The 12,808-nt window shown below is 71.8% G+C and carries 13 protein-coding genes; 7 read left to right on the top strand and 6 right to left on the bottom strand.

Translation table 11 applies throughout. From position 1 onward, the window contains the following. Positions 1-24 precede the first annotated feature (24 nt). Positions 25-1,365 carry an MATE family efflux transporter gene (locus tag ACZ6MA_RS21020; protein WP_469435402.1) on the bottom strand — a complete coding sequence of 447 codons (1,341 nt, stop codon included), beginning with the start codon at positions 1,363-1,365 and terminating at the stop codon, positions 25-27. Between the two features lie 470 nt (positions 1,366-1,835). On the opposite strand from ACZ6MA_RS21020, the gene dnaB reads away from it, so the two are divergent. Continuing rightward, a complete protein-coding gene (gene dnaB / locus ACZ6MA_RS21025; protein WP_469435403.1) occupies positions 1,836-3,323 on the top strand; it encodes a replicative DNA helicase in 1,488 nt (495 codons plus the stop codon). 48 nt (positions 3,324-3,371) lie between these two features. Here the strand turns inward: dnaB and ACZ6MA_RS21030 are convergent, their stop codons facing one another. Together ACZ6MA_RS21030 and ACZ6MA_RS21035 are read right to left on the bottom strand one after the other, a co-directional pair. Continuing rightward, positions 3,372-3,797, bottom strand: a complete 426-nt coding sequence (locus ACZ6MA_RS21030; protein WP_469435404.1) for a tautomerase family protein — start codon at positions 3,795-3,797, stop codon at positions 3,372-3,374. A 35-nt stretch (positions 3,798-3,832) separates the two neighbouring features. Further along, the gene (locus tag ACZ6MA_RS21035; RefSeq protein WP_469435405.1) at positions 3,833-4,534 is read right to left on the bottom strand and encodes an SDR family oxidoreductase; all 702 of its coding nucleotides are present in this window, start codon (positions 4,532-4,534) and stop codon (positions 3,833-3,835) included. Positions 4,535-4,628: 94 nt separating this feature from the next. Between ACZ6MA_RS21035 and ACZ6MA_RS21040 the strand changes: the two genes are divergently transcribed. Further along, positions 4,629-5,126: a winged helix-turn-helix transcriptional regulator gene (locus ACZ6MA_RS21040; protein WP_469435406.1), complete on the top strand. Its 498-nt coding sequence runs from the start codon at positions 4,629-4,631 to the stop codon at positions 5,124-5,126. Positions 5,127-5,178: 52 nt separating this feature from the next. Here the strand turns inward: ACZ6MA_RS21040 and def are convergent, their stop codons facing one another. After that, positions 5,179-5,841 (bottom strand): peptide deformylase, encoded by a 663-nt coding sequence (gene def, locus ACZ6MA_RS21045; RefSeq protein ID WP_469435407.1) that lies wholly within the window; start codon positions 5,839-5,841, stop codon positions 5,179-5,181. 124 nt (positions 5,842-5,965) lie between these two features. On the opposite strand from def, the gene ACZ6MA_RS21050 reads away from it, so the two are divergent. The 4 genes from ACZ6MA_RS21050 (at position 5,966) to ACZ6MA_RS21065 (ending at position 10,323) form a co-directional block, all read left to right on the top strand. Next, positions 5,966-6,544, top strand: a complete 579-nt coding sequence (locus ACZ6MA_RS21050) for a helix-turn-helix domain-containing protein (protein ID WP_469435408.1) — start codon at positions 5,966-5,968, stop codon at positions 6,542-6,544. Positions 6,545-6,636: 92 nt separating this feature from the next. Then, positions 6,637-8,034 carry a serine hydrolase domain-containing protein gene (locus ACZ6MA_RS21055; protein ID WP_469435409.1) on the top strand — a complete coding sequence of 466 codons (1,398 nt, stop codon included), beginning with the start codon at positions 6,637-6,639 and terminating at the stop codon, positions 8,032-8,034. A gap of 142 nt (positions 8,035-8,176) precedes the next feature. Next, complete coding sequence (locus ACZ6MA_RS21060; protein ID WP_469435410.1) at positions 8,177-9,304, top strand: pyridoxal-phosphate-dependent aminotransferase family protein; 1,128 nt, start codon at positions 8,177-8,179, stop codon at positions 9,302-9,304. Positions 9,305-9,543: 239 nt separating this feature from the next. Next, positions 9,544-10,323 (top strand): TetR/AcrR family transcriptional regulator, encoded by a 780-nt coding sequence (locus ACZ6MA_RS21065; protein ID WP_469435411.1) that lies wholly within the window; start codon positions 9,544-9,546, stop codon positions 10,321-10,323. 1 nt (position 10,324) lies between these two features. Here the strand turns inward: ACZ6MA_RS21065 and ACZ6MA_RS21070 are convergent, their stop codons facing one another. Next, on the bottom strand, positions 10,325-10,777 hold the full coding sequence (locus ACZ6MA_RS21070) for a GNAT family N-acetyltransferase (RefSeq protein WP_469435412.1): 453 nt from the start codon (positions 10,775-10,777) through the stop codon (positions 10,325-10,327). A 94-nt stretch (positions 10,778-10,871) separates the two neighbouring features. After that, positions 10,872-11,333: a MarR family winged helix-turn-helix transcriptional regulator gene (locus tag ACZ6MA_RS21075; protein ID WP_469435413.1), complete on the bottom strand. Its 462-nt coding sequence runs from the start codon at positions 11,331-11,333 to the stop codon at positions 10,872-10,874. Between the two features lie 171 nt (positions 11,334-11,504). Between ACZ6MA_RS21075 and ACZ6MA_RS21080 the strand changes: the two genes are divergently transcribed. Beyond that, complete coding sequence (locus tag ACZ6MA_RS21080; RefSeq protein ID WP_469435414.1) at positions 11,505-12,725, top strand: MFS transporter; 1,221 nt, start codon at positions 11,505-11,507, stop codon at positions 12,723-12,725. Positions 12,726-12,808: the final 83 nt, after the last annotated feature.

Consider the following 12,808-nt stretch of genomic DNA (forward strand, 5'->3'; position numbering starts at 1 on the left):
GGCGGCGGGAGGGAAGGCCGGGCGTTACGAGCGGACCGCGCCCGTGACGAGCCAGCGGCCGGAGCGGGTGCGGGTCCACAGGGTCAGCAGGCGGACGGTCATCATCAGCGTCATGGCCCACCACAGCGCGGTCAGCCCGCCGCCGAAGGTGGGGACGAGCAGGGCGACGGGCGCGAAGGCGGCGAGGACGAGCAGCATCGCCCAGGCGAGGTAGGGCCCGTCACCGGCGCCCATCAGCACGCCGTCCAGGATGAAGACGACGCCGGCGATGGGCTGGCCGAGCGCCACGACCAGGAGTGCGGGGAGCAGTGCGTCCCGTACGGCCGGGTCGGAGGTGAACAGGGGGACGAACAGGGGGCGTGCGGCCACGACCAGCAGGCCCAGCACCACGCCGGCGCCGATGCCCCACTGGACCATGCGGCGGCAGACGGCGCGCGCTCCGTCGGGGTCGTCCGCCCCGAGGTAGCGGCCGATGATGGCCTGCCCCGCGATGGCCAGGGCGTCCAGTGCGAAGGCGAGCAGGCTCCACAGGGTCAGCACGATCTGGTGGGCGGCGATGTCGGTGTCGCCCAGCCGGGCCGCGACCGCCGTGGCGATCAGGAGGACCGCGCGCAGCGAGAGGGTGCGGACGAGCAGCGGCACTCCGGCCTGGGCGCAGGCCCGGATGCCGGCGGCGTCGGGGCGCAGCGAGGCGCCGTGGCGGCGGGCGCCGCGTACGACGACGGCGAGGTAGACGGCGGCCATGGCGCACTGGGCGATGACCGTGCCCCAGGCGGATCCGGCGATGCCGAGCCCGGCGCCGTAGACGAGGAGGACGTTGAGCGCGGCGTTGGCGGTGAAGCCGCCGACGGCGACGTACAGCGGCGTCCTGGTGTCCTGGAGGCCGCGCAGCACTCCGGTGGCGGCGAGCACGACGAGCATGGCGGGGATGCCGAGGGCGCTCACCCGCAGATAGGTGGTGCCGTGCGGGGCGGCCGTGGGCGAGGCGCCGAAGAGGTCCACGAGCGCGGGGGCGGTGGGCAGGACGACGGCGATGACGGCGAGGCCGAGCAGGAGGGCGAGCCAGATGCCGTCCATGCCCTGGCGGATGGCGGCGGGCAGGTCCCCGGCGCCGACGCGGCGGGCGACGGCGGCGGTGGTGGCGTAGGCGAGGAAGACGAAGACGCTGACGGCCGTCGTCAGAAGCGCCGCGGCGACGCCGAGCCCGGCGAGCTGCGGGGTGCCCAGGTGGCCCACGACGGCACTGTCGGCCATCACGAAGAGGGGCTCCGCGACGAGGGCGCCGAAGGCCGGCACGGCCAGGGCGATGATCTCGCGGTCGTGCCGGCGGGGGCCGCGTGGCTCGCGGAGGGGGGCCTGGGTCATGGGTGCACAGTAATCTTCCACAGGTAATCGGTGCAACTGATCTGTGACCCTTACCGTTCGCTGCTGTGGGTGATCTTCTCTGCGCCGTTTGTCGTGATCTTCGGCCAGCCGGGAAAGTTTTTCTCCTCAACAGCCAGTGGATGACAAAAGCGCAGGTCAGATGGGTGCCCGCCAAGTGATTGTGTGTTTGTCCACAGTGGTTTCCCCCGTGCCGTGCACAGGTTCCACGGACTTCTCCACAGGATGGGGCCCGTCGTCCACATGCCCTGTGGATAACCAGATTGGCTGACGGTGCCCGCGGCCCTACCGTGGACCGGCGCCCACCGTCCGTTCCCGGCTCGGAAACCTCGCGAGATCCGCACGAACTCGACGCCTCATTACCGGAGTCGGGCGTCCTAATTGTCAGAGCCGTGCCGTAAGAAAGACAGGCACGGCGAGGTCCGCGTCGCGGACGGGAGGAGGTGGCGGGGTTGAGCATCCCCGAGCCCATGGACGACCCCTGGGCGGACGCCGGCCCCGGCGACCGGCTCCCGGTCTCCCGCCCTCGCCGCGGTGACGGCGGTGGCCGCCGCGACCAGGCCGCGCAGCACGACCGCGGCGGTGACGACAGCGGTTCGTGGTCCTCCCAGGGCGGCTTCGAGCGGGTCCCCCCGCAGGACCTCGACGCCGAGCAGTCCGTCCTGGGCGGCATGCTGCTCTCCAAGGACGCCATCGCCGACGTCGTCGAGGTCCTCAAGGGCAACGACTTCTACCGCCCGGCGCACGAGACCGTCTACCAGGCCATCCTCGACCTCTACGCCAAGGGTGAGCCCGCCGACCCCATCACCGTCGCGGCCGAGCTGACCAAGCGCGGTGAGCTGGCCCGCGTCGGCGGCGCCGCGTATCTGCACACCCTGGTCCAGTCCGTCCCGACCGCGGCCAACGCCGAGTACTACGCCGAGATCGTCCACGAGCGGGCCGTGCTGCGCCGCCTGGTGGAGGCGGGTACGCGGATCACGCAGATGGGATACGCGGCCGACGGCGACGTCGACGACATCGTCAACAAGGCCCAGGCCGAGGTCTACGCGGTCACCGAGCAGCGCACCAGCGAGGACTATCTGCCGCTGGGCGACATCATGGAGGGCGCGCTCGACGAGATCGAGGCCATCGGCTCGCGCAGCGGTGAGATGACCGGTGTCCCCACGGGCTTCACCGACCTCGACTCGCTGACGAACGGGCTGCACCCCGGACAGATGATCGTCATCGCGGCCCGTCCCGCCATGGGTAAGTCCACCCTCGCGCTGGACTTCGCCCGGGCCTGTTCGATCAAGCACAAGATGCCGAGCGTGATCTTCTCGCTCGAAATGGGCCGCAACGAGATCGCGATGCGTCTGCTGTCCGCGGAGGCCCGGGTGGCCCTGCACCACATGCGCTCCGGCTCCATGACCGACGAGGACTGGACCCGGCTCGCGCGGCGGATGCCCGATGTGTCCGAGGCCCCGCTGTTCATCGACGACTCGCCGAACCTGTCGATGATGGAGATCCGGGCCAAGTGCCGCCGGCTCAAGCAGCGGGCCGGCATCAAGCTCGTGATCATCGACTATCTGCAGCTGATGCAGGCCGGTGGCGCCAAGCGCGCCGAGAGCCGTCAGCAAGAGGTCTCGGACATGTCGCGAAACCTCAAGCTGCTGGCCAAGGAGCTGGAGCTGCCGGTCATCGCCCTGTCGCAGCTGAACCGTGGCCCCGAGCAGCGCACCGACAAGAAGCCGATGGTCTCCGACCTCCGTGAGTCGGGCTCCATCGAACAGGACGCCGACATGGTCATCCTTCTCCACCGCGAGGACGCGTACGAGAAGGAGTCACCGCGCGCCGGCGAGGCGGACATCATCGTCGGCAAGCACCGAAACGGTCCGACGGCCACGATCACGGTGGCCTTCCAGGGCCACTACTCCCGCTTCGTGGACATGGCGGGGGCCTGACGGCCGGCCGAACGGCACGCTCGCGCCGCCGGGCCCCCGGCGGCGCGGTCAGTAGGGGGACGCCGCGTTGTGCTCCGCCCAGGCCTTCTCGGCGTCGGAGCCGCCCGGCGGCGGCACGAGTCCGTTGATCATCCAGAGTTCCTCGCTGGTCTCGTCGACGTGGAACTCCCAGTGCAGCCCCGCGTGCTGTTCGAGGTGGGGCTGCAGCATGCCCTTGATCCACTGGGCGGTCCGGCGGCGGGCCTCCTGGTCGGGGTTGCGCCGGGCGATGTGGTCGATGGTGATGCGGACCCCGGCCGGGGTGGGCTCCCCGCCGACGTAGAAGTCCTCGGGCCGGGTTTCGTGGAACAGCGTGACCACGTAGAACCGCGGCAGCCCGACCTTTTCGTAGTGGTCGGCGATGCGGGAGGCGAGCCGGTGCTTGTCGTCGGCGGTGAAGATGCCGGGGGTGTGATGAACGGTCCACAGGGGCATGGCGGTGCGGTCCTCCTTGAGATGGGGGCGGGTGGTCAGCCGGCGGCTGAGAAGGTCAGCCGCTCGACGGCGCCGGAAAGGGCCGCTTTGACGGTGACGGAGACGTCGTCGGCGAGTACCTCCGTCTCCCCGGCCTCCAGGCCGTCGACGATCCGGGCGGCGATCCGGGCGGGCGTGGCCTTCGGCCGTTCGAGGGCGGAGACCATGTCGGTGTCGATGAATCCCGCGTGCACGCCGACGACGTGGGTGTGCTGGGGCGCCAGTTCGAGCCGGAGCGAGTTCGTGACCGACCACGCCGCGGCCTTGGACGCCCCGTAGGCACCGGCGCCGGCCAGCCAGGACAGCACGGAGTGCATGTTGACGAGTGCGCCCCCGCCGTTGGCGGCCAGGACCGGCGCGAACGCCCGTGCCACCCGCAGCGGCCCGAAGACGTTGACGTCGAAGGTCTCGGTGGCCTTCTCCAGGTCACCCGTCAGCAGTGCGGCCGGCAGCAGGACGCCGGCGTTGTTGAAGACGATCTCGGCGTCGGCGGCGATCCCCGCGAAGGCGGCGACCGACTGTTCCGAGCGGACCTCCAGTTCGGCGGTGACCACTTCCGGCCGCTCGTCGGCGTACGCCGAGCGCGCGGTGGAGTACACCTTCCGCGCCCCGCGCGCCAGCAGTTCATCCACCAGCGCCGCGCCGAGCCCACGCCGGCCACCGGTCACCACGGCCACTTTGCCCGCTATCGCGACCACAGCACCCTCCCTCTGAATAACGTTGTCGTTAGCGAGATGGAAGCATGGCGGTCTGAGTAACGCAAGCGTTATTCACGCGGGCTATCATGGCGGGATGGCGATGGAGTTCGAGGAGCGGCTGCGCGACCGGGATGCCTGGTCGATCGGTGACGGGTGTTCGGCGGAGCGGGTGCTGGGCCTGCTGAGCACCAAGACGGTGTTCCTGGTGGTCCGCGAATGCTTCTACGGCACCACCAGATTCGAGGACTTCGTGGCGCGGATCGGGACCTCCGCGCCCGCGGTGTCCCGGGCGCTCAAACAATTGGAGTCCGCACGGGTCGTCACGCGCGTCCCCTACCGGGAGCCGGGCATGCGGGCCCGCGACGAATACCGGCTGACCGAGGCCGGCGAGGACCTGCTGCCGGTGTTCCTGTCGCTGATGCAGTGGGGCGACCGGCATCTGCAGGAGGGCCGCCCGCCCTTGTCGTTCGTCGAGACCGGCACCGGCCGGGCGGTGCGGGTCCGCGTGACCGCCGACCCGGCGCGGGAGGCAGTGTCCGACGACATCGAGATCCGGCTGAACCCCGCGTGGCGGGCGGATGACGGGGTCTGATCCGGCCGGGGGCCCGGCACGGGCGCCGTTCAGGGGCGGGCGGCGCGGGGGCTCACCGGCTCAGCCGGGCCGCCTTCGCCGCGCGTCGCGCGAAGACCTCCTCACGGCGGTCCGCCATCTGTCGCAGTGCCTCCTTGCGGTCCCGCTTGGACAGGCGGTCGAGGTAGGTGTGGCCCAAGAGGTGGTCGGTCTCGTGCTGCAGGCAGCGCGCGAAGTAACCCGTCCCCTCGACCACGAGGGCGTTGCCGTCCTTGTCGAATCCGCGAACGACGGCACGGTCGGTACGCGGGACGGTCATGGTGGCGCCCGGTACGGACAGACAGCCCTCGGACGCGTCGACGAGCCGGCGGGCGCCCGGAGCGGGCGGGTCGAGGACCGGGTTGACGAGGTGACCGACATGCCGGATCCCGTCGTCGTCCGGGCAGTCGTACACGAACAGCCGCAGGTCCACGCCCACCTGGTTGGCGGCCAGACCGGCGCCGTCGGCCACGTGCATCGTCAGGAACATGTCGTCGATCAGCGCCGAGAGTTCCGCGGTGCCGAACGCGGTCACCTCCCGGCACGGGCGGCTCAGGATCTCCTCACCCACCACGGTGACCCGGCGCACCGAACCCCGGGCCACCTCCGGTGGCAGAGCGGGATAGGAGTCGACGGGCCGGCCCTGGAGCCGGACCCGCCGGTCCACGGGACGGGACCGGTCCTGACGAACGGGCATCGCTGTCTCCCCTTTCGCGCACGCCAGTCGTACGCACGCCACGCAGACCGCGGGCGGACGCGGCCTGGACACCTGCGGCAAGATCACCTTGCCAAGAGCTTTGCAAAGTAGCGGACTTTGCAAAGTGACTGAAGATGACCTCGCCCCCCGGCCCGGCCGGACCCGGGACACGGGCGACGAACTGCGCGAGCACGAGGTCCGCACGGCTCTGCTGGACCTGCTGGCGGACGTCGGCACCGTCACGGCGACCGAGGCCGCCGCCCGGCTGGGCTACAGCTCCGGGCTCTGTTCGTTCCACCTCCGGCAGCTCGCGCGCCACGGCCGCGTCGAGGAGGCCCCGCACAACGGCGGCCGCGCCCGCCCGTGGCGTCTGCGGCAGCCGGACGCCACCGTCGGGACGCCGGCGGAGGAGCAATTCGGCGACGTGGCCCGGGGACTGGAGGACGAGAGCTGGCAGCGCTGGCTCGCCCGGCGCGACCAGGCACCGGCCGAATGGCGGCACGACGAGGCCTTCAGCGCCGTCACCTACCTGACCCCCGAGGAGATGAGCCGCGTCGCGGACGCCGTCCGACGGGCGCTCGCCCCCTACCGGGACCGCGAGCAACGCCCCCTGGCCCGCCCCGAGGACGCCCGGCCGGTGGCCCTTATCACCCGGTTGTTCCCCTTGCTTCCCCCTGAGACGGACGGCACCGACCAGGAGTGAGGAGCCGGCCGGGGCGTTCGTGAACCGGCCTGCGGCTGCGGGGCGCACCCGCCCCCGCGGCCGTTCCACGGGCGCTGGTTAGGGTGCGGGGCATGACAGCCCCGTACGAAGTACCCGTGGTGAACGAGCGGTTCGCCGAGCTGCTCCCCGCCACCCGCCGTGCCCTGCTGCACCGCCTCGCCGTCGGTCAGAACGACGGCCGCGCCCCCTCCATGGTGGGAGCGGTGATGCGTGAGGGGCGCATGGTGTGGGCCGAAGGCTATGGCGCGGTCGACGGGCAGGTGCCGGGCGCGGATACGCAGTACCGGATCGGCTCGATCACCAAGACGTTCGTCGCCGTGCTCGTCCTGCGGCTGCGCGACGAGGGCCTGATCGATCTCGGTGACCGGCTGGGCACGTACCTCGACACCCCCGAGGGCGGTGACGCCACGATCGCCCAACTCCTGGCCCACACCTCCGGGCTGGCCGCCGAGGCACGCGGCCCGTGGTGGGAGCGCACGGACGGGGCACTGCGCCCCGAGCTTGCCGATATCTTCGGCGAGCGCCCCCAGCGTCACCCGGCGGGCGGGCTCTTCCACTACTCCAATCCCGGCTACGCGCTGCTCGGCGCGCTCGTCGAGCGGCTGCGCGGTGACGGCTGGGGCGCGGTGCTGCGCCGGGAGGTGCTGGAGCCGCTCGGGATGGACCGGACGACGCTCGCGCCCGAGATGCCGCACGCGTCGGGCCGGGCCGTGCACCCGTGGGCGGACGCGCTGCTTCCGGAGCCTGCCGTGGCCACCGGGCGGATGGCGCCCGCCGGAGAGTTGTGGTCCACGGCGGCGGATCTGTGCGGCTTCGCGGCGTTCCTGCTGAACGGTGACGAGGCCGTCCTGAGCGCGCGGACGCTCGCGGAGATGCGGGTGCCGGCGGTCGGGCCGCAGGACCCGGCCTGGGTGACGGGCTATGGGCTCGGAGTGCAGCTGACGCGCCAGAATGATCGATTCCTCTTTGGCCACTGCGGCTCCATGCCGGGCTTCGTGTCGGCGCTGTGGGTGAGCCCGGACGAGGCCCTGGCCGGTGTCGCGCTCGCCAACCTCACCAACTGCTTCGAGGTCCCCGTCGTGGCGTCCGACCTGGTCGGCACGGTCGCCGACCGCGAACCCAGGATCCCGGCACCCTGGCGGCCGGCGGACGGGACCGATCCGCGGCTGCTGGAGCTGACCGGCCCCTGGTACTGGGGCGCGACGCCCTTCGCGCTGCGGCTGCGCGGCGATCGCGGGCTGGAACTGTCGCCGCTCGGCGGCGGCGGCCGAGGGGCACGCTTCCGCGCGGAGCCGGACGGCACCTGGACGGGCCTCGACGGGTACTACGCGGGGGAGACCCTGCGCGCCGTCCGGACGGACACCGGGGCGGTGAGCCATGTGGACGTCGGCACGTTCGTCTTCACGCGCGAGCCGTATGAGCCGGGGGACGCGGTGCCGGGAGGCGTGGCCGGGGGTGGCTGGCGGTAGGGCGCGTCCGGCGGGCCTCGGCCGCCGGCCACCGCGCGGCGGTGGCGCGGGCTCGCCACCGCGCGGTCGTACCGGCGGACGTAGGGTCGTGGGGAGATTGGCGGGCGCCGGGAGACGGCGCTACAGAACCCGGAAGGCCACCGTGACTGCGAACACCGCACCGGTCCTGCTCGACCTCGCGCCGCTCGGCGCCGGGCACTTCGCGCGTATCGAGGACAAGGTCGCCGCGCTGATGCGCACGCGCGAGAGCGTCGTCGCGATGCAGGGCGAGGCCCTGTTGCCGTTGGAGGCGTGCATCCGCTCGGCGGTACGCCCCGGCAGCACCGCGCTGAACATCATCACCGGCCCGTACGGCGAGACGTTCGGCGGCTGGCTGCGTTCCTGCGGCGCCGAGGTGATCACGGTGGACGCGCCCTTCAGCGGTGCGGTCGAGGCCGGGCAGGTCGCCGCCGCGCTGCGCGCGCACCCCGCCATCGACTTCGTCAGCCTCGTCCACGCGGAGGCGGCCACCGGCAACACCAACCCCGTCGCCGAGATCGGGGCGGTCGTCCGGGAGCACGGCGCGCTGCTGATGCTCGACGCCGTCGCGTCCGTCGCGGCCGAGCCGCTGCGCACCGACGAGTGGGGTGTCGACCTGTGCGTCATCGGCGCGCAGAAGGCGATGGCGGGACCGGCCGGAGTGTCGGCCGTGTCGGTCAGCGCTCGTGCGTGGGAGCGGATCGCCGCCAACGAGCAGGCGCCCCGCCGTTCCTACCTCTCCCTCCTGGACTGGAAGGAGCGGTGGATCGACGGCGGCCGGACCGTGCTGCCGCACGCGCCCGCGCAGCTGGAAATGCTCGCGCTGGAACAGGCCGTCGACCGCATCGAGGCGGACGGCCTGGACTCCGTCATCGCCCGGCACCGCGCCGCCGCCGCGGCCACGCGCGCGGGCGTCCGGGCACTGAGCCCCCTTGCCCCCTACGTCGTCCGGGACCAGGACGCCGCCCCGGCCGCCACGACGCTGCGCGCTCCCGAGGGTGTCGATGCCCGCGAGATCGTCGCGCGGGCCCTCCTGGCCGACGCCACCGTCCCCGTGCAGGCGGCGGGCGGCACGCTCGCCAAGGAGATGATCCGCGTCAACCACTACGGCCTCGCCGCGAACCGCGCCGTCGTACTGGCCTCGCTGGCGGCACTGGGCGCGGGCCTGCGGGCGCTGGGCGTCGAGGTGACGGCGGAGGACGAGGCCCTGACGGCCGCCGGTGCGGCGTGGGACGCCACGATCACCGCCTGATTCATCTGATATGACCTGTTTGTAGCGGTTGAGGCTCTTCCGGTACTCCCCGCGACTCGGGTACTCCCCGCGACCCCGCGCCCCTTTCCCAGGCCGCCGTCGGCGCTTTCGCGCCGACGGCGGCCTTTCGCATGCCCCGCCCGGCGTTCGTCCGGGATGGCGTACAGCCCCTTGTCCAGACGTACGGATACAATCGGAACCCTGATCCCGTTTCGTCATTCCGCCCCCGGAGCTTCCAGATGGCACAGCGCAGGCAGCCCCCGGCCCCACCGGTGTTGCCCGCTCAGCGGCGCAGGGCGGATGCCCGTCGCAACAGGGCGCTCGTTCTGGAAGCGGCCCGATCCGCCTTCGAGGAAGCCGGGTTGGCGGTGCCGCTCGATGAGATCGCCCGTCGCGCGGGGGTCGGTGCCGGGACCGTCTACCGGCATTTTCCGTCCAAGGAAGCCCTGTTCAGGGCGACGGTGGTGGACCGGATCCGGCTTTTCACCGATACGGCAAGGGAGTTGGCGGATGCGCCCGAGCCCGGAGTGGTGTTCTTTCGCTATCTGATGTCGGTCGTACGGCTGTCGGCCCGCAACAAGGCGCTCTGTGACGCGCTGGAGGCGAGCGCCGAGGGGCGTTTCGCGCCGACACCGGGTGTGGAGCGGGACTTCCGCGAGGCCCTGACGGTCCTGCTGACGCGGGCTCAAAAAGCGCGTGCGGTAAGGAAAGACGTGCTGATCGATGACGTGATGACGCTGCTCGTCGGGTGTCTGTCGATGGAGCTGCGCAGGGGCCCGGACGGGCCTCCCGGGAGGATCACGGCGTTGGTGTGCGACAGCCTCCGCCCGGGGCGGGATATAACGAAACTACCGGCGTCGGCCGCTTCCGGCCGTAACGAAACCCGTATTGCTGGGGTATGCGCGGTTTGTGGCGCGTCTGTGCCTTCCGCGCGTACGGGCAGGCCCGCCCGGTACTGCGGGGGCGCCTGCCGTCAGCGGGCGCACCGTGAGCGGGCCCGGGCCCGTGCCGACGCCTGATTCAGAGCTGGTACTTGAAGCCCAGGTGCGAGGCCTCGAAGCCGAGCCGCTCGTAGAAGCGGTGGGCGTCGATCCGGGTGGCGTCCGAGGTGAGCTGCACCAGGTGGCACCCCTCACGGCGTGATGTGTCGATGGCCCACTCGATGAAGCGGGTGCCGAGTCCACTGCCGCGCTCGTCGCTGTGGACGCGGACGCCTTCGATGACGGACCGCGTCGCGCCGCGCCGGGACAGCCCCGGGATGATCGTGAGCTGGAGCGTACCGATCGTCCGGCCGTCGCGAACGGCGACGACGAGGTGTTGGTTGGGGTCGTCGACGAGGCGGGCGAAGGCCGCGCGGTAGGGCGTCAGATCGTCGGGGGACTCGCGCTTCGCGCCGAGGGCGTCGTCGGCCAGCAGTGCCACGATGGCGGGAATGTCATCGGCGGTCGCGGGCCGGATCTCTATGTCGCTCATGATCCGGACCCTAGCGCCGGTGATCTCCGATCAGGAACGGCCGGACGGGTTGGATGTGGCTGGGCCAGGCCAACCAGCCCGTCCGGCAATTGACCTACACGGCGGGGGACAGCGACTCCACGGCCGCGACCAGGGGTGCCAGCTCCGCGCGCTTCGACGCTTCCCGCAGTGCCTCGCTCAGCGCCGCGTCATTGGTCGGCCGGGCCTCGGCGAGGAGGGCGCGGCCGGCGTCCGTGACGTCGGTGTAGATGCCACGGCGGTCGGTGAGGCAGAGGTAGCGGGTGAGCAGGCCCCGGTCCTCCAGGCGGTTGACCAGCCGGGTGGTCGCGCTCTGGCTGAGGACCACCGCGTCGGCGACCTGGTTCATCCGCAGGTGGCCGCCCTCCCCGTGGTGCTGGCGGCTGAGGACGTCCAGCACGGAGAACTCGCGCACGCTCAGTCCGTGCCCGGCCTGAAGCGCGCGCTCGATGTGCGCCTCGATCCGGCCGTGCAGCGCGGAGAGCGCGCACCAGCCCTGCGCCAGGCCGACCAGGGCGGGGTCCGGGGTGCGGGACATGACGTTCCCTCCTTCGCCTTCGTTCCGACCAGGATAGCTCGCTCGCGCAATAGCCCGCGTTTGCAAGTAAATGCGTCTGCAATTATTGTGGGCGCTCGTAAGGGTCGTATGCAACGAAGTGCGCCCACCCCCCTCTCCCCCCACCTCCCCTGGCTGAAGGACACCCCCGTCATGCCTCTCGCACTGCTGGCGCTCGCGATCGGCGCCTTCGGTATCGGCACCACCGAATTCGTGATCACGGGCCTGTTGCCCGACATCGCCACGGATTTCGGCGTCTCCATCCCCACGGCCGGCTTCCTGACCACCGGATACGCCCTCGGCGTCGTCGTCGGGGCCCCACTGCTGGCCATCGTCGGCAGGCGTGTCGCGCGCAAGCGGATGCTGATGGTCCTGATGGGGCTGTTCATCGCGGGCAATCTGCTGTCCGCCGTCGCCCCCGTCTTCGGGCTGATGCTGGCGGGCCGGATCGTCGCCTCGCTCGCGCACGGGGCGTTCTTCGGCATCGGCTCGATCGTGGCCGCCGGGCTCGTCGCGCCGGAGAAGAAGGCGGGCGCGATCGCGATGATGTTCACCGGACTGACCGCCGCCACCGTCGTGGGCGTGCCCATGTCCACGCTGGTCGGACAGCACGCGGGCTGGCGCGTCACCTTCTTCCTCATCGCCGGACTCGGCGTCCTGGGCCTGGCCGGTGTCGCCGCGCTCGTTCCACGGCAGCCGACGCCCGAAGCGGGCCGCATCGGCGGCGAGTTGGCCGCCTTCCGCAACCCGCAGGTCCTGCTCGCGATGGCGATGACCGTCCTCGGTTTCGGTGGCGTCTTCACCATGAGCACCTACCTCACGCCGATGATGACGGAGGTCGCGGGCTACGCGTCCGGGTCCGTCACCTGGCTGCTCGTCCTGTTCGGCGTGGGCATGGTCGTCGGCAACCTGGTCGGCGGGCGGTACGCGGACCGGGCGCTGATGCCCCTGCTGTACGTGACGCTGAGCGCGCTCGCCATCGTGCTCGCCCTGCTGCCGCTGGCCGCGCACAACAAGATCGCGGCCGCCGTGGCCGTCCCGCTGATCGGCGCCTTCGGCTTCGCGTCCGTGCCGCCCCTCCAGAAGCGGGTCCTGGACCACACCGCCGACGCCCCGACCCTGGCCTCCGCCGTCAACATCGGCGCCTTCAACCTCGGCAACGCGATCGCGGCCTGGCTCGGCGGCGTCGTCATCTCCGCCGGCTTCGGCTTCACCGCGCCGAACTGGGTCGGCGCCGCGATGGCCGCCTCCGCCCTGGTCTTGGCCCTCGTGTCGGCCTCGCTGGAGCGGCGTACCGGTGCCCGTGGCGGTCGTATCGCCGCCGGTTCCGCCGGGCTCGTCGCCGAGCGCGAGGCCGTGACGGCCGGGCGCTGAGGCGGCCACCGTCCGGCCTCAACGCCCGGCCGCACCCACCGCACCCACTGCACCACCGCACCCACCGCACCATCGCAAGGAGC

This window comes from Streptomyces sp. NPDC042259, from assembly GCF_055582085.1.